This is a genomic window from Burkholderia sp. Bp9016 (assembly GCF_003857765.1).
Taxonomy (GTDB): Bacteria; Pseudomonadota; Gammaproteobacteria; order Burkholderiales; family Burkholderiaceae; genus Burkholderia.
Genome location: NZ_QTPY01000022.1, coordinates 1 through 19,127 on the forward strand (window position 1 = coordinate 1; position 19,127 = coordinate 19,127).

The window sequence follows — 19,127 nt, forward strand, 5'->3', positions numbered from 1 at the left end:
TGGAACCCGACTCAGGGATGCTGGCGCGCCGTTGGGGAAACCGCGCGCCGGCGCGCCAAGCCCGGTAGCGCCAAGCGCGCCGCCGCCGCCCTCTCCCTGCTCGGCTTCACCGCCCTGCCCGCCTTCGCACTGCCCACCGGCGAGAACATCACCGCCGGCAAGGCCGACATCATCCGCGAGAACGACGGCAAGTCGATGTCGATCAACCAGCACACCGACAAGCTCATCACCAACTGGAACGACTTCAGCATCGCCGGCAACGAGCGCGTAGCGTTCCATCAGCCCGGCAAGCAGTCGATCGCGCTGAACCGCGTCGTCGGCAACAACGGCAGCCAGATCCACGGCCAGCTCGACGCCAACGGCAAGGTCTTCCTCGTCAACCCGAACGGCGTGCTGTTCGGCTCCGGCGCGCAGATCAACGTCGGCGGCCTCGTCGCATCCACCCAGAACATCGCCGACGCCGACTTCCTCGCCGGCAACTATCGCTTCTCCGGCAACTCCACCGCCTCCGTCGTCAACGACGGCCACATCACCGCCGCCGACGGCGGCAGCGTCGCGCTGCTCGGCGCGCGCGTATCCAACAACGGCGTGATCCAGGCGAAGATGGGCCGCATCGCGCTCGGCGCAGGCAACACCTTCAAGGTCAACTTCGACGGCAACGACCTGCTCAGCCTCCAGGTCGAAGGCGGCGCGGTCGACGCGCAAGCCAGCAACGGCGGCCTGCTCAAGGCCGACGGCGGCGAAGTGCTGATGACCGCGCGTGCGGCAGGCAACCTGCTGAACGCCGTCGTCAACAACACCGGCACCATCGAGGCCAAGGGCCTCGCCAGCCGCGCCGGCAAGATCACGCTCGACGGCGGCACCGTCAAGGTCGCCGGCACGCTCGACACGAGCGCGGCCGAAACCGGCGCGCCGGCCGGCTCCATCGTCACACGCGGCGAACGCGTCGACGTCGCCGCCGACACGCGCGTCGACACGCGCGCGGGCGACACCGCCGGCACCTGGACCATCGAAGCCGCCAATGCGGGCGTGAACGGCGATCGCTCGATCGGTGCCGACACGCTGTCGCGCAACCTCGGCACGACCAGCGTCGCATTGACGAACACGCAAGGCGACCTGACGGTCGGCGGCCCGGTGTCATGGAACAGCGATCGCTCGCTCACGCTCACGTCGCAGAAGGGCAACGTCGATCTGCAGCAGACGGTGTCGTCGACCGGTGCGAACGCGAGCCTGACCGTCAACGCCGCCGACAAAATCCGCATCAACGACGCGGTAAAGCTCACCGGCCGCAACGCGCACCTCGAGCTCAACTCGAAGAACGGCCACACGCTTTCCAACCGCAACGCCGTCGTCACGCTGTCCGGCGAGAACGCGTCGTTCCGCTCGAACGGCGAGGACTACAAAGTGCTGCACACGGTTGCCGACCTGCGCAGTGTCGATGCGAACCGGGGTGGCCGCTACGTGATCGGCAACACGATCGACGGCGCGAACACGAACTTCCGCAGCATCGGCGGCGACCAATCGTTCTACGGCAAATTTGACGGCCTCGGCAACACGATCACGCGTCTGCGGATCTCCAATCCGGGCAAGTTGGCCGTCGGCCTGTTCTCGCACAACGCAGGCAGCATCGCCAACCTCAACCTGAACGACATCGTGACGACCGCGTCGGGTCTGCCGTATGGCTGGCCGATTTCGGTCGGCACGCTCGCCGGCAGCAACTCGGGCCTGATCTCGAACGTGACGGCCACGAACGTGTCGGTCTCGGCCACGGGGCCGGCGATCATCGGCGGCCTCGTCGGCTCGAACTACGGCGGCACGATCGAGCGCGCCAGCGTGTCCGGCCGCATCGACGGCGATCGCTACGCGCAGGCGATCGGCGGCCTCGTGGGCGAGAACCTGACGCTGCTGAACAAGCCGCCGGTATCGGCAACGATCCGCGACAGCCATGCCGACGTCCGCATCAGCGCCGCGCACGACGGCGCCACCGGCGGCCTGGTCGGTCACAACACGGGCATGATCGAGCGCTCGTCGAGTGCGGGCTCCATCAACGCGACGGGCGCCAATTCGATGGTCGGCGGACTCGTCGGCTTCAACGACGGCAACGGCATCGTCAAGCAGTCGTCGTCGACCGCGAGCGTGACCGCGCGCAACAACGCCATCGCGGCCGGGCTCGTCGGCCTGAACCTGGGCACCATCGCGCAGTCGCGCTCCAGCGGCAAGGTGAGCGTCGGCGAGCGCAGCGTCGCCGGCGGCCTCGCAGGCGTGAACCTGGGCGAAATCGACGATTCCACATCCGACAGCGACGTGTTCGCAGCCGCGTCGAGCACGGTCGGCGGTCTCGTCGGCACGAACAGCGGCCGTATCCTGAAGTCGCAGGCCAACGGAACCGTGACGGCGGGCAACAAGACGGTGGCCGGCGGCCTGGTCGGCTACAACGACGGCGACATCGACCAGTCGACCTCGACGGGCAACGTCATTGCTGGCACCGAGAGCGTTGCCGGCGGCTTCGTCGGGCGCAACGGCACGGCGGGCCGCATCCATGCATCCAACGCGCAAGGCCATGTCCGCGCCACGGGCAAATCGACGCTCGGCGGCTTCGCGGGCGCGAACGACGGTTTCATCGAGACATCCCTGGCCAGCGGCAACGTGGCCGGCGACGACAACAGCACGGTCGGCGGTTTCGTCGGCGCGAATGCCGGCACCATCGAGGCATCCGACGCATCCGGCGACGTGGCCGCGGGCCACAACAGCACGGCGGGCGGCTTTGCCGGGACCAATGCCGGCACGCTCGACTCCTCCAACGCGTCGGGAAGCGTCACCGTTCTGAACGGCAGCACGGCAGGCGGCCTCGTCGGGCTCAACCAGGGCATCGTCCGCACGTCGAGCGCCAACGGCAAGGTCCGGGCCGGTCAATCCAGCTACGCGGGCGGGCTCGCAGGCCGTAACACGGGGACGATCGCCGATTCCCGCGCCACGGGCGAGGTAAAGGCAGGCGACTTCTCGTCGGCCGGCGGCCTCGTCGGCAGCAACGAGAACGGCACCGTCGCACGGTCGACGGCGTCGGGCAACGTCGAAGCCGGCATGCAGAGCAAGGTCGGCGGCCTCGTCGGCATCCTGACGGGGAAAGTCGATCAGTCGCGCGCGACGGGCTCCGTCAAGGGCGGCGACGCGAGCTACGTCGGCGGCCTCGTTGGCAGCAACGGCGGCACCATCACCGCCTCGTCGTCGAGCGGCACGGTATCCGGCGGCCGGTACGCGCGACTGGGCGGGCTCGTCGGCGGCAATTTCGGCTTCGTCTACGGCTCGTCGAGTACCAGCGTCGTCGATGTGAAGGCGGGCTATGACCAGTCCTACGGCGCGCTGGTCGGCGTGAACTATGGTCAGGTGAAGCCCTGACGTGAACCCGAACGGTTCCGGCTGCGCCGCCTGAACGGCAGACTGGATCCGTCGCCTGATACGAGCGGTCCGACCGCTCGTCGCCGGCGGCCGCGAGGCCGCCGGTTGCCTGCCTCCGGCCGATCTGCCGTCAAGATCGGCCGGACTTCCCGCAAATCAACCAGGAAGACCAAACGATGAACAAGACCTACGCACTGGTGTGGAACCCGACTCAGGGATGCTGGCGCGCCGTTGGGGAAACCGCGCGCCGGCGCGCCAAGCCCGGTAGCGCCAAGCGCGCTGCCGCCGCCCTCTCCCTGCTCGGCTTCACCGCCCTGCCCGCCTTCGCACTGCCCACCGGCGAGAACATCACCGCCGGCAAGGCCGACATCGTCCGCGAGAACGACGGCAAGTCGATGTCGATCAACCAGCACACCGACAAGCTCATCACCAACTGGAACGACTTCAGCATCGCCGGCAACGAGCGCGTAGCGTTCCATCAGCCCGGCAAGCAGTCGATCGCGCTGAACCGCGTCGTCGGCAACAACGGCAGCCAGATCCACGGCCAGCTCGACGCCAACGGCAAGGTCTTCCTCGTCAACCCGAACGGCGTGCTGTTCGGCTCCGGCGCGCAGATCAACGTCGGCGGCCTCGTCGCGTCCACCCAGAACATCGCCGACGCCGACTTCCTCGCCGGCAACTATCGCTTCTCCGGCAACTCCACCGCCTCCGTCGTCAACGACGGCCACATCACCGCCGCCGACGGCGGCAGCGTCGCGCTGCTCGGCGCGCGCGTGTCCAACAACGGCGTGATCCAGGCGAAGATGGGCCGCATCGCGCTCGGCGCAGGCAACACCTTCAAGGTCAACTTCGACGGCAACGACCTGCTCAGCCTCCAGGTCGAAGGCGGCGCGGTCGACGCGCAAGCCAGCAACGGCGGCCTGCTCAAGGCCGACGGCGGCGAAGTGCTGATGACCGCGCGTGCGGCAGGCAACCTGCTGAACGCCGTCGTCAACAACACCGGCACCATCGAGGCCAAGGGCCTCGCCAGCCGCGCCGGCAAGATCACGCTCGACGGCGGCACCGTCAAGGTCGCCGGCACGCTCGACACGAGCGCGGCCGAAGCCGGCGCGCCGGCCGGCTCCATCGTCACACGCGGCGAACAGGTTCGTGTCGCACGCGGCACCACGGTCGACACGCGTGCAGGCGACACCGCGGGCACCTGGACCATCGAAGCCGCCAATGCCGGCGTCGCAAACAACAACGCCGACAGCCTCTATCCGGCCGACGCGTCGATCGATGGCGACACGCTGTCACGCAACCTCGGCACGACCGACGTCGCACTGACCAACACGCGAGGCGACCTGACGGTCGGCGCCCCGGTGTCGTGGAACAGCGATCGCTCGCTCACGCTCACGTCGCAGAACGGCAACGTGGATCTTCGGCAAACGTTGTCGTCGACCGGCGCGAATGCGCGCCTGACCGTCAACGCCGCCGACAAAATCCGCATCAACGACGCATTGAAGCTCACCGGCCGTAACGCACACCTCGAGCTCAATTCGAAGAACGGCCATACGCTGAACAACCAGGCTGTCGTCACGCTGTCCGGCGAGAACGCGTCGTTCCGCTCGAACGGCGAGGACTACAAGGTGCTGCACACGGTTGCCGACCTGCGCAGTATCGATGCGAACCTCGGCGGCCGCTACGTGATCGGCAATACGATCGACGGCGCGAACGCGAGCTTCCGCAGCATCGGCGGCGACCGCGCGTTCTACGGCGTATTCGACGGCCTCGGCAACACGATCAGCCGGCTGTCGATCACCAATACCGGGCCGAACATCGGCCTGTTCGGGCAAAGCAGCGGCACGCTCGCGAACCTGACGCTCGATTCGCTCACCGTCGACGGCACGTCGGCCGCGCGCGCCGCGTACGTCGGCGGTCTGGTCGGCGACAACCTGGGCGGACGCATCACCAACGTCACCGCGAAAAACATGAGCGTCTCGTACCACGGCAGGAGCGCGGTCCTGATGGGCGGCCTCGTCGGCCGGAACCTCGGCGCGATCGACCGCGCGAGCTTCACCGGGCGGGTATCGGGCAGCAACAACACCGTCTCCGTAGGTGGCCTGGTCGGCAGCAACGCCGGCACGATCGCCGACAGCCAGGCTTTCGCCGACGTCACGTTGTCCGGCCGCCCCGGCACGCCGCTCGACGAATCGTTCAACCCCGAGGTCCAGAGCGCGGGCGGACTCGTCGGCATCAACCATGGGCTGATCGTTCGCTCATCGAGCAGCGGGCGCGTGTCCGGCCGCGACAATACGAGCACCGGCGGCTTCGTCGGTGTCAACGCCGGCACGATTCGCGACGCGTCGGCCAACGCCACGGTCACGGCAGGCAAAGGCGGGTACGTGGGTGGCTTCGTCGGCAAGAACCGCGACGGCGGCAGGATCGCGAACGCATCCGCATCCGGTCCGGTCTCGGCCAACGGTGCAATCGCCATCGGCGGCTTCGTCGGCGACAACGCGAGCGGCACGCTGGACGACGTGCAGTCGAACGGCGACGTAACGGATCTTGCCAGCGCCCATGTCGGCGGTCTGGCAGGCAGGAACGGCGCCACGATTCGGAACGCGCAGGCCAGGAGCACGGTAACGGCAGGCCGCCACAGCCACGCCGGCGGGCTCGTCGGCACAAACGACGGGACCGTGTCGAACGCAAGCGCGACCGGCAAGGTCAGCGCGGGCGATGGAAGCGATGCCGGCGGACTCGTCGGCCTGAATGCCGGCGTGCTGGATACCGTACGCGCCGCCGTCGACGTGACGGCCGGCAACGGCAGCCGCGCCGGCGGACTGGTCGGCGCGAACCGCGGCAACCGAGCGATCGTGCGCCATGCGTCCGCGTCCGGCAATGTCACGGCGAACGACTCGAACGTCGGCGGCCTGGTGGGGCTGAACGATCAGGGTGCCGTCATCGACGACGCGTCGTCCACCGGCACGATCGCGGGCCTGCGTTCGAACCTGGGCGGCCTCGTCGGCGAGAACGCCGGCACGATCCGCGCGTCGAAGTCGAGCAGCCGTCTCGACCTGGTATCGCCGATATACGGCCCGTTCTACTGGGGTACCCTGGTCGGGCTGAATACGAACACCGGCAACATCGAAACCAGTTCGGCCGAAGGTGCCGCCCAACCCTACACCACGGTCGGCATGAGTTTCGGCAAGATCGACGGGCAGTGGCGTTTCGGTCCGGTCAACTGGTAATGACGCGTTGAACCCGTCGGGTTCGGCATGACGACTCCCGCTCGCCGAACGAGCGGGAGCCGGAAAGACGATGGCGCTCGGCCAAGGCCGAACGGGGAAGCCCCATCTTGCCGATCGCCGCCCAATTCCGCGCGAACCGTTCAGATCTGGTCGCGCGACGTTCCCGAGCCGCTTCCGGCAAGCCGGTCGAGGGCGTCCTCGATCGCCGCCCGGCATGCGGGCCACGCCGGCATCAGTGCGTGCGCCCCGTCTCGCGACAACGCATGCTCGACTTGCGCACAGGCGTCGCACGCGTCGGTGTCGCCCACCAGCGCGAAACCTCCGCGCATCGAATGCAGTTCGATCCTGACCGGATCGATATCGCCGCGCGGCAGCGCGTCGTCGATCAAGGCGAGTGAGCGCAGCGTCGCGGTTCGCAACTTCTCGTGCATCTCGTCCGTGATCGCCGGGGCCGGCGAAGCCCCGCGGCCGGCCGAAGGCAGCGCAGCAGCCGCCCCGCGCGGCGCGTGCCGCCGCAACACCGCATCGAGCGCATCGATCGACAGCGGCTTGAGCACCACCTCCACCGCCCCCACCTGCGCACAGCGGTGCCGGTCCTGGTCGGTCGCATGCGCGGTCATCGCGATCACCGGCACGTTCGCGCCCTGCTCGCGCAGGAAATTCGCGAGCGCGAAACCGTCGAGTTCCGGCATGCCGAGATCGGTCAGCACGACGTCGAACGGCTGAGTAAAGAATGCGCGCATCGCTTCGATCCCGTTCGCGACGAGCGTCGCGCTGCAATGCAGCACCTCGAGCTGATCGCGCAGCAATGCGCGGCTCGCCGGATGATCCTCGGCAACGAGCACGCGTAGCGGCGTATCGCCGGCATCGCACGCCTGCGGCGCCGGGATCCCGGATTCCGGCTCGTCGAGCGCGGCCCGCCACGCGGACGGCGCCTCGGGCATCGGCAGCGATGCCACCAGCGTCGTGCCCGCGCCCGGCTGGCTCTCGACCGTCAGATCGCCATGCATCAATCGCGCGAGGCGCCGGCACAGCGGCAGCCCGAGCCCCGTGCCGCCGAAGCGCCGATAGATCGACGCATCGGTCTGGACATACACGTCGAACAGCGTCGGCAGGCTCTCCGGCGCGATACCGATACCGGTATCGCGCACCGCGATTTTGACGCCGCGCGCGCGATCCCCGGCAACAGACTGCCGCGCTTCGATCGTCACGCTGCCGCGTTCGGTAAACTTGATCGCGTTGCTGACGAGATTCGACAGGATCTGGCGCAGGCGGGTCGGGTCGCCGACGTAACCGTCGGCGAGTTCGGGTGCGATCCGGCATTCGAGTACGAGTTGCTTCGCGTCGGCGAGCGGGTGGAAGATCGCCGCGACGTCGTGCAGCACCGCACGCAAGTCGAACGGTACGGCCTCCAGCACCATCTGGTTGGATTCCGCCTTCGACAGATCGAGAACGTCGTTGATCACGCGCAGCAGCGCGTCCGACGACGACACGACCGTCTGCAGCCGGCGCTGTTCCACCGCGGGCAACGCCGCCCGCGCCATCAGTTCGAGATTGCCGACGATCGCGTTCAGCGGCGTGCGGATCTCGTGGCTCATCGTCGCAAGGAACGTCGATTTCGCCTTGTTCGCATCGTCTGCCGCCTCCCGGGCCTCGCGCAACTTGTCTTCCATCTGCTTGCGTGCGGTGATGTCGGTGAGCGTACAGAGCAGCACGTCGACGCCGCGATAGCGGGTGCGGACGATATCCGCAGCGAGATAGGTCGTGCCGCCGTCGGTGCGCTCGAGCGACAACTCGTGCGTAACGACACGTGGCACCGTCCCGCTCGCGATACTGCCCTGCCAAGCCTGCCAGATGCGTTTGCCGAACGACGGCGCCGTTCCGGTGTCGCCATAGGCCTGCGCGGCCTCGTTGCGCACCATGATTTCGCCGTTGGCCAGCGACAGCAGCATGATCCCGGCCGGCGCCGTGCGAATCAACGTGCGGTTCAGCGCCTCGCTTTCGATCAGCCGGATTGCGCGGCGGTTGGCGGGCCGCAGCGCGCGCCGGTCGAATACAACGATCGCGCACCACACTGTGCCGATGGCGAGCAACGCGAGACCGGCGGTAATGCTCAACCGCACCGCCATGTCGTCAAACAGGGCGCGCCACGTGATCGTCGCCGTCAGCACCTCGTCGAACCCCGGCATCCGGTCGCCGATCACGATGCTCGTGCCGACCCGATGTGCGACCGCACGCGCACCGCCCGCAGCCCGCGCATAATCGACCCCGCGGGCAATCATCGCGGCATCCGACTGACCACCGCTCAGCACGTTCGCGTGTGCATCGACCAGCGCGTACTCCATGCCGGCCGATGCCGGCGCGAGGATGGCGTCGATCTCCGGCCGGCTGACGACGACGAGCCACGCGACCAGCTTGCCGTGTGCGTCCCGGATCGATTGCACGAATCGCAGCACGGACCGTCCGGCGAGCGGATCGTCGCGTCTCTCGAGCAGAACCGTACGGTTGTCGGCGGTCGCGGATACCGGATACAGATCGGCCGGCGGCTGCAATTTCCGGATCAATGCTTTCACGTCGAAGCCTGCCGGCAGCGCGCGCGACTGCTTGACCAACGGATATCCGGTCACGATGACGAACGTCCCGTGCGGATCGATCAGATATCCGCCCATCCCCGGGTCGCCGGGTTGCCGCGGCGGCATCCTCCCCGTCACCTCGACGTGCTGAAGAAACTCGCCGAGAAACGGCGGATAATCACCCGCCGACCGCACGGACGGGGCGACCGCGAAAGCGGCAATCGCCACGCGCCCCATCCGACCCAGTATGTCCAGCCTGCCATGACCGTCGTCGAAGCGCTTCAGCGCATCCGGAGGCACGGCCGGCTGCTGGTTCGCCATCAGTTCCAGGGTCTCGGTATAACGGTTCTGGAGCGCCTTGATCACCTCCATTTCCGCCAACATATCGGCCTTGCGCACCAGAAATTCCGAGCGGTATTGCGCAACCGATTCGTGTATGTCGAGGCGCGCGACGAGTGCCGCACAGACGAGTACGAATATCGTGATCGCCACGCCGCTCCCGTATAACAGCCATTGCTGCTGCCGTCGAACGCGGCCAGGCTCGAACGGCTTGCGGCCCGCGGCGGTGGCGTGCGCGATCAGCGTTTTCAGTTTGGTCGGCATACGTATCGTCGAAATCGGATCGGCGCCGGCACGACGTCATGCGCCGTGCAACTCACCGAGTTCAGGCCCCGGGGCGTCCGTCTACGCCTCGGCCTCCGGCAATTCGGGCAATTGGCCCTCGCTCGCATAGCGGATCAGGTCTGCATCGCGCACGATGCCGAGCTTCTTCATCGCGCTCGACTTCTGCGAACTGATCGTCTGCTTGCTGCGATGAAGCTGGACGGCGATCTCGCCGACCGTCAGGCCCGCCCCGTAAAGCCGCACGACCTCGATCTCGCGGGCAGTCAGCGTACGGGTACCTGCCGACGGCCGGCAGTCCTCCAGCAGCTTCTTGACGAATGGAGACAGATAATTCGCGCCGACGAACGCCGCATGAACCGCGCCGACCAGGTGCGAAATCGCATCGGACTTGCTCAGGATGCACCCGACACCCTGCTTCTGGATCGCGAACAGCACGCTCGGATTGTCGATCATCGTGATCGTCACGAGACGAAGCGCCGGATAGCGCCGCTGGAGAAACGACAGCAGTGAAAGACCGTCGCCATACTTGCCGCCGGGCATGACATAGTCGACGACGAGCACATCGCTCTGCTGCTCGTCGAGCACCGCGACGAGGTCGGTCGAATTCGAGACGGTGCCGAGCAGCTTGATCGTGCTGCTGCCCGCGAGCGCCTGCGACATCCCGAGTGCGGACGAAGGATGATCGTCCGCCACCATCACCCGCACAAAAAATTCATCCATCTCTATTCTTCTCCCGATACACGCGGCCCGACGTGCCATGTTGTGCGACGCGCCGGGATTCGAATCGATCCCGCAACACGGTCGCGTTGCGGCGTCCAGCGAACCGGGCGGTGCGCAGTGTAATTTTAAGATGATAGACAGGTTCTGCGTCGCGGTGGTGGAGTCCAGGCTGCCTGCGCCCGTCCCGGTCCGGCGCACCTGCCTCGCGCCAGCCGAGGCGCGCGACACGGCGTTGCGGCACGAACCCTCGATGGTGCGCCGCCCACGCACATCCGATCGGCGGCGCTCCCGACGCCGTCGATCCATCCGGTCCCGCTGAGCGGCGGAAGCCGCTGCCTAACGCTTGACCGCGGATTTGTCCGGCTCGCCCGGCCCGTCATCCGCGGCGTGCTGCCACTCGGTGATGGCCCGTCGCTTCTGCGACGGCGACATCATCATGAATTCGTTCAGCTTCGTCAGGAAATCCCGTCTGGATTTCTCCGGCAACGTCGCGAATCCAAGCAGCAGCCCGAACACCTTTCCCATATAGCGCACGGCCTTACCCTTCCTTCTTCAGTCGAAATCACGCGACACCGGAGCGATGCGGCGTGTCTGCCTTCCCCGCTTTGACACCGCCGATCGACGTCGTCGTGGTGTCGCTTTTCTTTTATCGTCCCTGCCCGTGCACCGCCGCGGCCGCCATCGCTCTCGACGTCGACCGCTCGCCCTCCGCACCCGCAGGAAACGCGATTCCGCGCCGCCGCGCGATGCGCGCGACACTCTGGCGCAGGTCCGCCAGCGTCACGGGCTTGGTCAGCACGCATTCCACGTTCGATGCCGCGTAACGCCGGGCGTCGTCGGGCGCGAGATGCGATGCCACGACGATCATGTCGCACGGCACGGCGCGCGCACGAACCGCTTCCGCCAGTTCACGGGCCGACATGTCGGGCAGGTCGGCGCCGAGCAGCAGCGCGTCCCACTCGCCGGTCACGAGCGTGTCGAGCGCCGCGCCGCCGGACGACACGCATCGGACCATGCAGCCGAGCACCTCCAACTGCTCGCGGAAAATCGAGCCGTTGACGGCCGCATCGTCGGCAATCAGCACACGCGGCACACGCGTACCGGAAACCGCTCCGGGTCGACCGTCATCGGCTTCGCCGGTCGCCTGGCGCCGCTGTCCGACGCTCACGACGCGCGCCTGCTCGATCGCCGTGCGCAGCCCGTTCAGCGAATAGCTCGACACGCGGATCGTGCGGCCCGCGACGTCCGGCTGCAGCGGGCCGTCCGGCGTCGCCAGCACAATCGGCGCACCGCCGCCGAGGCTGTCGAGTTCCTCTCGCCGCCATTGATCGGAATCGCCGAAGAGCACGACCGCGTGGGCACGCGCGAGGCACCCGGCTGCAATTCCGATCGGATTCGGATGCATCACGACGTCGAAACCCCATGCGCGCAGGTGCGGAAATGCGAACGCACGCCAGGCGTCCTCCGGCGACACGACGATCAGTGTCCTGCCGGCGCCGGCACGCGCACCGACCGGAAGTTTCGGCGCAATACCCATGCGCAACGGCAAGCGTACGGTGAACAGGCTGCCGACGCGCGGCGCACTTTCGACAGAGATCGTCCCGCCCATCGCCTCGACCAGCCGATCGCACAGCGCGAGCCCGAGCCCCGTGCCGCCATAGCGTCGCGTGATCGAAGCGTCGACCTGCGAGAACGGCTTGAACAGCCTGGCCTGCTGCGCGACGTCGATCCCGATGCCCGTATCCTCGATGCCGATCGCGAGCTCGAGTGCACCGCGCGCATTGCGCCCGACCGCCACGCGCGCGACGATGCGACCTTCGCTCGTGAACTTGATCGCGTTGCTCAACAGGTTGCCGACCACCTGTGCGAGCCGCGTCGGATCGCCGCGCATCTGCTGGCTGCCGCTCGCATCGATATCGGCGAATAGCGGCAGCCCTTTCGCCCTGGCGACGGGCGCGAACGCCGCAAGCTCGCGCTCGATCACCGCGATCACGTCGAACTCGATCGACTCGACCGACATCGCACCAGCTTCGATCTTCGAGAAATCGAGAATATCGCTGACGATCGCGAGCAGACCTTCGGCCGATGCGCGCAGTGTCCGCACGCGGCTCTGCTGCGACGCATCGAGCGCCGTGCGTTCAAGTAGTTCGAGATTGCCGAGGATCACGTTCAGCGGCGTGCGGATCTCGTGGCTCGTCGCGGCGAGAAACGACGACTTGGCCGCATTCGCAGAATCGGCCGCGCGCACCGCCTCCTCGAGCTGATGCACGAGCCGGTGTTGCGCGCTCGTGTCGGCGAACGCCGCGATCAGCACGTCTTCGCCCTGGTAGCGCGCGCTGTGCGCGATGACCTCCAGATGCAGCGGCGCATCGCCGTGTGCATCGAGTGCGAACTCGGTCATCATCGTCCGGCCGGCACCCCCGTTCGCGACAAACGCGTCGTACTTCTCGAGCACCTGTGCGGACAGCGCATGGTGATCGCCGCCGTGCGGTACGAGCATCTGCGTCAGTGCGTCGCTCGCGAGCATCACGCGCCGGTCGGACAACGATACGAGACCGATGCCGACCGGCGCCATCGCGATCACGCTGCGACACAGCTCCTCGCTGTCGAACACGCGGGCCGAGCGCGCATAGACCGGCACGAGCACGCGCCGGTGAAAGCACACGAGCAACAGCCACATCACGACGATCGCGACGAGCGTCGCCCCCGCGAGCGCGCCGGCCTGCGCGCCGATGCCGGCCATGACGTCGGCCCAAGACAGCGCATAGGCGATCGTCCAGCCGGTTGCCGCGAGCTTGCTGCCGAACACGATCGCGCCATCGCGAAAGAACGGCTCGCCGGACGCGTGGCCATCGCGCGCGACGTCGAGACTCAACAAGCGCTCGGTCAGCGCGTTCGTGCGCTCGACGCCGGGATCGATTGCGATCAGACGGTTCTCCGTCGACACGATGAAGAACGTGCCGGCCGGCGCACGTCCCGACAGCCATGACAGCAGGTATTCCGGTGCGTATTCGGTGACCAGCACCGCAAACGGGTGGCCGCCGGCACGCGCCTCGGCGGCCACGCGGATGCGCGCCTGTCCGGTGACGGGATTCACGTAGGGCGGCAACCAGCGGACGTTCGGCCGCCCGTCGTTCGCGGCCGGCGGCGGCCCGTCGAAATCGATGCGGAGCGCGTCGAGCACATGCGCACGCGCGTCGGTCGACGCGAGCGCCGGATTGTCGCGCGCCAGGTGCGGCACGAAGCCGAACATCCCCGTGCGCGTGCTGTAGTGATAGCCCTCGAGCGTACGCCCGCGATTGATCGAACTCGCCGCGCAGATGCGCGACAGCAGGAACGACAGCGCGAGATAGCGCGCGACCTCGTCGCGCTGTGCGGTTTGCCCCGGCACGCCGACCACGAGCGACGGATACGGCTTGATCGCGAGCTGCTGGCCGTGGGCGAAGAATGCATTCGTGACGTCGGCCGGCGCCGGGCCGATCTCGCGCCAGATGAGTTGCGTGTTCGTGACGCCGTTGCGGAACGACGTCTCGGCCATCTGCACCTCGTCGGCGGCTTCCTCGAGGCCGTTCAGGAAATTGCGCCGCTCGCCGTCCAGGTAGCCGTATACGATCGACGTGATCCCGAGCCCGCAGGCGATCAGGATCAGGATCGTGACGACGATGCCGCCCCCGAACATCGAGATGCTCTGATAACGGCGAATCGACTGAAGCGTGCTGTATGGCATGGCTCGGCGTGACGGCGCCCGGCGCACGAACATGCAGCGGATTCCCTGCCGAACCGGCCGTCACGATGGAAACATTCGGGATAGTGATATCCCGATCATGCCAAACGGCACTGCGAAAATCAGGCGTGCATTACCCTTTTAGTACACGTCCGATTTGTTTGAAAGATTGTTTTGAACTTGAACGAAGGTTGTCGGCTAAATCGGGGGGCGGGCGCCTCCCCTGCCGGACAAGTCGCTTCGTCCAATCGCCACGGTCGCGCACGCGCACGCATACGAAACGCCATCCCGCCGGCGAAAGATGCGTCCGCGAACGAGACGGGCGCATCGCACGCACCCGATTCGGCATGCACAGGGCATCCGGACAGGATCGGCCCGCGCACCATCGTCGTGCCGGCAGCGCCAGCTCAGTTCTGCGTGAGCGGATTCAGCGCCGTGCACAGAAAGCCCGTGCAGTTCGTCGGCTTGAAATAGAACGACGCCGTCGCGAGCGGCGGCGTCGTACCGAACTCGATGTCGCTCAGGTAAGCCGAGCCCTGCGCACCGAAATCGTTCGCCTGCTGCACGTAGTTCGCGCCGGTCGACTGGATCGCGGCCGACTGGTACGTGAAGGTCGGCGATTGCGTCTGATCCTTCACGTAGATCCACGACATCGTGCTGCCGAACACCTGCCCGCCCTTCGCTCGATACCCTTTCGCGCCTTCGCTATTGGCCTGCGCGATGAAATCGTTGATGGTCGTCGCCGGGGCCAGCGCATCGTACGTATAGGTCGCGCTCGATGCGTTGTTCTTCATGTACACATTCGCCTGCACCGATCCGACGACCATCGCGCTGAAGAACCAGTAACCCGACTGGCCCTGCGCGTTCGCCTGGGTGAGGAACGCGTTCGGGTCGCCCGGAAGGCCCGTCGTCGTATACGTGTAGGTATCCGAAGAGCCGCCGTCCTTGCGATACAGATAGCCGAAACCGTACGGCCCTTCGTAACGGTAGCCGTTCGCGCCTTCCCCGTTGGCCTGGCTGAGGAAGCCCGACCAGTCTTTCGGCGGCGATTGCAGCTGATACGTATAAGTCTGCGCCGTGCCGTCGTTCACGAAGATCGAGCGCGTCCCGCCGTTGGTCGGGTCGTAGTAGACGTCGCCCAGATAGCGATAGCCCTTCGCACCTTCGCTGTTGAGAAGCGTCAGGAAGCCCGGGCCGTCCGTCGCAGGCGTCTGCGCGTCGTAACGCCACGTCAGCGTGCTGCCGCCCGAACCACCGGATTCGCCCGAGCCACCGGATCCGCCGTTGCCGCTGCCGTTACCGCCATTGCCGCCGTTGTTGCTCGTCCCCGATCCGCCGTCCGCGGCGGGCGAGGAATTGTCGTCGCCGCCGCCGCAAGCGGTCAGTGCGAGACAGGTCAGTGCGATCAATGCGGCAGCTTTCATCGGAATCACCTCGAAGCGAAAAGGACGAACGAAGCCGGTACGCGCGGACGGCGCCGCGCGCACGGACAGTCATGTATCGGAAATCGGCCGGCGGCACGCACCGCCGGCCCGGCAGCGTCAGTTGACCTGCAGCTGACCGCCGCGGCCAAGGCCGCCCTTGACGTCCTGCGCCTTGTAGCTGCGCAGGGCGACGACCATCTTGTTGTACGCGTCGATGAATGCGACGACGGTCGCCTTGCCTTCCGGCGTCGACGAGAAACCGGCGAGCGCACCGCCCACGCCGCCGCCGAAGCCGCCGAGCGCCGCACCGTAGTTGGTCGCCGTCGAACTGCCTTCAGACGCCGCGATCTGCACGGCCGAGCGCACGTCGAACAGCGTCAGCGTCACGACCGATGCCTTCGTCTGCAGGTGGCCGGCCACCGCCGCCACCGCGCTGTTGCCGATCAGCCCGCCGATCATGCTGCCGATACCGCCGATCGGCGAATCGTTGATGACGATCTGCGGTTCCATGTAGTAGTCGGCCGCGACGCGCTGGCCCTTCTGCTGCTTCGAACCCGCGCGGTATTCGCCCGAGTTGCGCTGCAGTTGCGTGATGCGCGACAGGCGTGCGTCGCTCTTCTGGTTGCCGATCGACGTGATCACGAAGCAGTTCGACTGCTGAACGGCCAGCCGCAGCAGCGGGTCGATGGTGGTCATCTTGGTCGCGCTGCCGAACGGGCCCCACCAGTCGGCATTGCGGCCGTCGTCGACGGCGATCGTGCCGAGCGGCGAAGTGCAGCGCTGCAGGCCCGAATCGGCACCGGCGCTGGTGCCGCCCGCGGCGGCGCCCGTCACACCGGCATTCTGGCCGCCGGGCATCACCATGCCGCCGCAGCCGGCGACGGACGCGCAAAGCGCTGCAACCAGCGCACCTTGAGTAAGACGTTGGGAAAGGATGGTCTTCATGTCGTTGTCGATCGATAGAGTCGTTGTTCGGCTTATGTGTCCGTGCGAACTTCGATAAGCCCCCCGGCGTGGCGCGCGATGGTGGTCTCCCCGCTGCAGCCCCCGTTGCTGTCGGTCCGGTCAGTAGTACCAGTACGTCTGATGCCAGACGCCGTAGTACGGATAGCCCGAATACCAGTAGCCGTAATAGACATCACGCCACTGCGTGCGCCATTTCCAGTCTTCTTCGTCTTCCTTCCTGGCCTTGCGGGCAAGCTCGAGCAGCTTCTTCGATTCCTTGTCGCCGCGGGCTGCCGCGATCGACAGCCACTTGTCCGCTTCGCGCGGATCGGAGCCCATCTCCTCGAGGCCGAACAGATAGAAACTGCCGAGCGCCTTCTGCGCCTGCAGGTCGCCCCGCTCGGCTGCGTCACGCATCCACTTGAGTGCCTGGTAGCTGTCCTGACGTACGCCGTCGCCGCGGAAATAACGCAGGCCGAGGTCGTAGGCAGCCTTCGGCTGGGTCTTCGCGGCCTGCTTCAGCGATACGATGCGCGGGTCTTCACGGTCGTCCGAATCGTCCCTTTTTTGATAGGAGACCTGATCTTTTGGACGATCAGAACAACCGGTTTCGTCGCAGATCCGCACCGTGTTGCTCGTGACGGACGGATCCTGCGCGCACGCGGCCAATAGCAACAGCAGCCCCGGTGCAAGTAAACGGCGAACCATCTTCTTTGCCTTCCCAACGTTTTATCTGCGCCGCACTGCCTCGCGCCCCATTCACCCCCGCGAGCGCTCACCCGGTTTGCGCGCGGCGAGGCGAATACAATTCGCCAACGCCGACACGCAGTCCAAGGCTCTCTCAGGTTCTCTTTCGAATCGTTCAGTCACTTCGTCGCAGCCGCTTTTCGCTGTGCCGACCAGTGTCGACATCGGCCTCCAAACCTGACGCAGCAAACAATAGTGACGTGGTGAGCAATAATAATGGAGAAATATGGCATGTCAAGGTGATTTGCGATTTCGAAGTTTGCGTATCGCGTCACTTTTGAATATCCTCTTCGTCGCTGAAACCCGGGAGACCCCTTCAAGATGTCCAATAGCGAGCAGGCCAACGTCGATCTCATCACCGCCACCAAGGTGCGCGATCTGCTGACGCGCAACGGCATTCCGCCGCGAAGTCACAACACGACGATCGCGAACGTGCTCGGCCTGAGTTTCTCGGTCGTCACGCGCAAGATGAAAGGCCTGATCCCGTGGAACCTGTCGCAACTGCAGGACATCGCGACGCACTTCGGCGTGCCGCCCGCGTTCCTGCTCGACGACAAGGGCGCGCAGCCCGCCGCCGCCGAGATGATCGACGCGACGCTCGTGATCGAGTCGCGCCGCTTTCGCTGCCGCGCGGCGATCTCGACGAAGGCCAGCAGCCAGATCGAAACGGACTTCGTCGCGCTGCAGTGGCAGGGCGAATGGATCGTCACCGAACGCGAGCATGCGCGCGAAGGGCGCACGTACCCGGTCGACGTCATCGAGCTGCGCTCGAGCCAGCCGAACGTGTATGCGGCGCGCATCGCGGTGGTCGACGATTCGCGGGACGTCGCCGAAACCCTATGCGAATACTTCATCGAAAAAGGCGTGAACGCGATCCCGTACCATGACGGCGCATCGTTCCGCAAGGCGCTGGAGGTCGAGGATTTCGACGGCTACATCCTAGACTGGATGCTTGGCGACCAGACGGCCGCCGATCTGGTGCGCGGCATCCGCTCGAGCGAGAACGGCGGTGCCCCGATCTTCCTGCTGACCGGCAAGATCTCGACCGGCGAAGCGAGCGAGGACGAGATCGCGCATATCGTGTCGCACTACAACACGCGCTGCGAGGAAAAACCCGTGCGCCTGCCGATCCTGTTCGCCGAAGTGGCGCGCGAACTGAAGATCGCGCTGCCGGCCGTCGCCGCGGCGAACTGACGCCGCAACGAAAACCTACCATTACACCAACGAGGAAAAGACATGCGAGTTTCGACGATGTGGATAAAGAGCGTGGCCGCCGCGGCCCTGCTCGGCATGGCCGCCGCGAGCTGGGCCGCGTCCTTCACGTTCACCGTCGACGGCAACATCGGCCGCAGCAACCAGCCCGACAAAACGTCGTTCGTCTTTTCCGAGCAGGCGCTGATGGCACTGCCGCAGCACACGATCGTCACGTCGACGAGCTGGACCCCGACGGCGACCTTCACCGGCCCGAGCCTGTCCGACGTGCTGAAGACGGTCGACGCGCACGGCACCGAGATCGAATTCCGCTGCATCGACGAATACACGTTCACGATCCCCGTCTCGGACGCCGACAAGTACGGCGTCATCCTCGCGCGCACGATGAACGGCAAGGTGCTCGACAACGACAACTACGGTCCGCTGTGGGTCATGTATCCGCGCGACCAGTATCCCGACGAGCTGAAGACGCCGCTCGGCGAAGCGAAGTTCGCGTGGCAGATCATCGGCCTGACCGTGAAGTAAGCGCACG

Annotated in this window: 11 protein-coding genes; 4 read left to right on the forward strand and 7 right to left on the reverse strand. The window is 66.5% G+C overall.

Going from position 1 to position 19,127, the window contains the following annotated elements; genetic code table 11:
- Together DIE13_RS24380 and DIE13_RS24385 are read left to right on the forward strand one after the other, a co-directional pair.
- A partial coding sequence (locus tag DIE13_RS24380) for a GLUG motif-containing protein (RefSeq protein WP_124829664.1) occupies nucleotides 1-3,396 on the forward strand: 3,396 nt, incomplete at its 5' end.
- A gap of 176 nt (nucleotides 3,397-3,572) precedes the next feature.
- Nucleotides 3,573-6,626, forward strand: a complete 3,054-nt coding sequence (locus DIE13_RS24385) for a GLUG motif-containing protein (RefSeq protein ID WP_124829665.1) — start codon at nucleotides 3,573-3,575, stop codon at nucleotides 6,624-6,626.
- A 140-nt stretch (nucleotides 6,627-6,766) separates the two neighbouring features.
- Here the strand turns inward: DIE13_RS24385 and DIE13_RS24390 are convergent, their stop codons facing one another.
- From DIE13_RS24390 to DIE13_RS24420, 7 genes are all read right to left on the reverse strand, one after another.
- Complete coding sequence (locus DIE13_RS24390) at nucleotides 6,767-9,802, reverse strand: hybrid sensor histidine kinase/response regulator (protein WP_124829666.1); 3,036 nt, start codon at nucleotides 9,800-9,802, stop codon at nucleotides 6,767-6,769.
- An 81-nt stretch (nucleotides 9,803-9,883) separates the two neighbouring features.
- On the reverse strand, nucleotides 9,884-10,543 hold the full coding sequence (locus tag DIE13_RS24395; RefSeq protein ID WP_124829667.1) for a response regulator: 660 nt from the start codon (nucleotides 10,541-10,543) through the stop codon (nucleotides 9,884-9,886).
- Nucleotides 10,544-10,879: 336 nt separating this feature from the next.
- Nucleotides 10,880-11,068, reverse strand: a complete 189-nt coding sequence (locus tag DIE13_RS24400; RefSeq protein ID WP_124829755.1) for a hypothetical protein — start codon at nucleotides 11,066-11,068, stop codon at nucleotides 10,880-10,882.
- A 121-nt stretch (nucleotides 11,069-11,189) separates the two neighbouring features.
- On the reverse strand, nucleotides 11,190-14,270 hold the full coding sequence (locus tag DIE13_RS24405) for an ATP-binding protein (RefSeq protein WP_124829668.1): 3,081 nt from the start codon (nucleotides 14,268-14,270) through the stop codon (nucleotides 11,190-11,192).
- 404 nt (nucleotides 14,271-14,674) lie between these two features.
- Nucleotides 14,675-15,691, reverse strand: coding sequence for a hypothetical protein (locus DIE13_RS24410; RefSeq protein WP_124829669.1), 1,017 nt, complete (start codon nucleotides 15,689-15,691; stop codon nucleotides 14,675-14,677).
- 117 nt (nucleotides 15,692-15,808) lie between these two features.
- Entirely contained in the window at nucleotides 15,809-16,636 is an 828-nt protein-coding gene (locus DIE13_RS24415) for a hypothetical protein (RefSeq protein ID WP_124829670.1), read from the reverse strand.
- A gap of 120 nt (nucleotides 16,637-16,756) precedes the next feature.
- Nucleotides 16,757-17,344: a tetratricopeptide repeat protein gene (locus DIE13_RS24420; protein ID WP_124829671.1), complete on the reverse strand. Its 588-nt coding sequence runs from the start codon at nucleotides 17,342-17,344 to the stop codon at nucleotides 16,757-16,759.
- Nucleotides 17,345-17,704: 360 nt separating this feature from the next.
- On the opposite strand from DIE13_RS24420, the gene DIE13_RS24425 reads away from it, so the two are divergent.
- Both DIE13_RS24425 and DIE13_RS24430 read left to right on the forward strand, forming a co-directional pair.
- Entirely contained in the window at nucleotides 17,705-18,577 is an 873-nt protein-coding gene (locus DIE13_RS24425) for a helix-turn-helix domain-containing protein (protein WP_124829672.1), read from the forward strand.
- Between the two features lie 42 nt (nucleotides 18,578-18,619).
- On the forward strand, nucleotides 18,620-19,120 hold the full coding sequence (locus tag DIE13_RS24430; RefSeq protein ID WP_124829673.1) for a molybdopterin-dependent oxidoreductase: 501 nt from the start codon (nucleotides 18,620-18,622) through the stop codon (nucleotides 19,118-19,120).
- The last annotated feature ends 7 nt before the right edge of the window (nucleotides 19,121-19,127 follow it).

What these genes read in the sequence shown, in the direction of transcription:
- DIE13_RS24385 (WP_124829665.1), top strand. Translation starts at nt 3,573, where the DNA reads ATGAACAAGACCTACGCACTGGTGTGGAACCCGACTCAGGGATGCTGG.
- DIE13_RS24390 (WP_124829666.1), bottom strand. Translation starts at nt 9,802, where the DNA reads ATGCCGACCAAACTGAAAACGCTGATCGCGCACGCCACCGCCGCGGGC.
- DIE13_RS24395 (WP_124829667.1), bottom strand. Translation starts at nt 10,543, where the DNA reads ATGGATGAATTTTTTGTGCGGGTGATGGTGGCGGACGATCATCCTTCG.
- DIE13_RS24400 (WP_124829755.1), bottom strand. Translation starts at nt 11,068, where the DNA reads ATGGGAAAGGTGTTCGGGCTGCTGCTTGGATTCGCGACGTTGCCGGAG.
- DIE13_RS24405 (WP_124829668.1), bottom strand. Translation starts at nt 14,270, where the DNA reads ATGCCATACAGCACGCTTCAGTCGATTCGCCGTTATCAGAGCATCTCG.
- DIE13_RS24410 (WP_124829669.1), bottom strand. Translation starts at nt 15,691, where the DNA reads ATGAAAGCTGCCGCATTGATCGCACTGACCTGTCTCGCACTGACCGCT.
- DIE13_RS24415 (WP_124829670.1), bottom strand. Translation starts at nt 16,636, where the DNA reads ATGAAGACCATCCTTTCCCAACGTCTTACTCAAGGTGCGCTGGTTGCA.
- DIE13_RS24420 (WP_124829671.1), bottom strand. Translation starts at nt 17,344, where the DNA reads ATGGTTCGCCGTTTACTTGCACCGGGGCTGCTGTTGCTATTGGCCGCG.
- DIE13_RS24425 (WP_124829672.1), top strand. Translation starts at nt 17,705, where the DNA reads ATGTCCAATAGCGAGCAGGCCAACGTCGATCTCATCACCGCCACCAAG.
- DIE13_RS24430 (WP_124829673.1), top strand. Translation starts at nt 18,620, where the DNA reads ATGCGAGTTTCGACGATGTGGATAAAGAGCGTGGCCGCCGCGGCCCTG.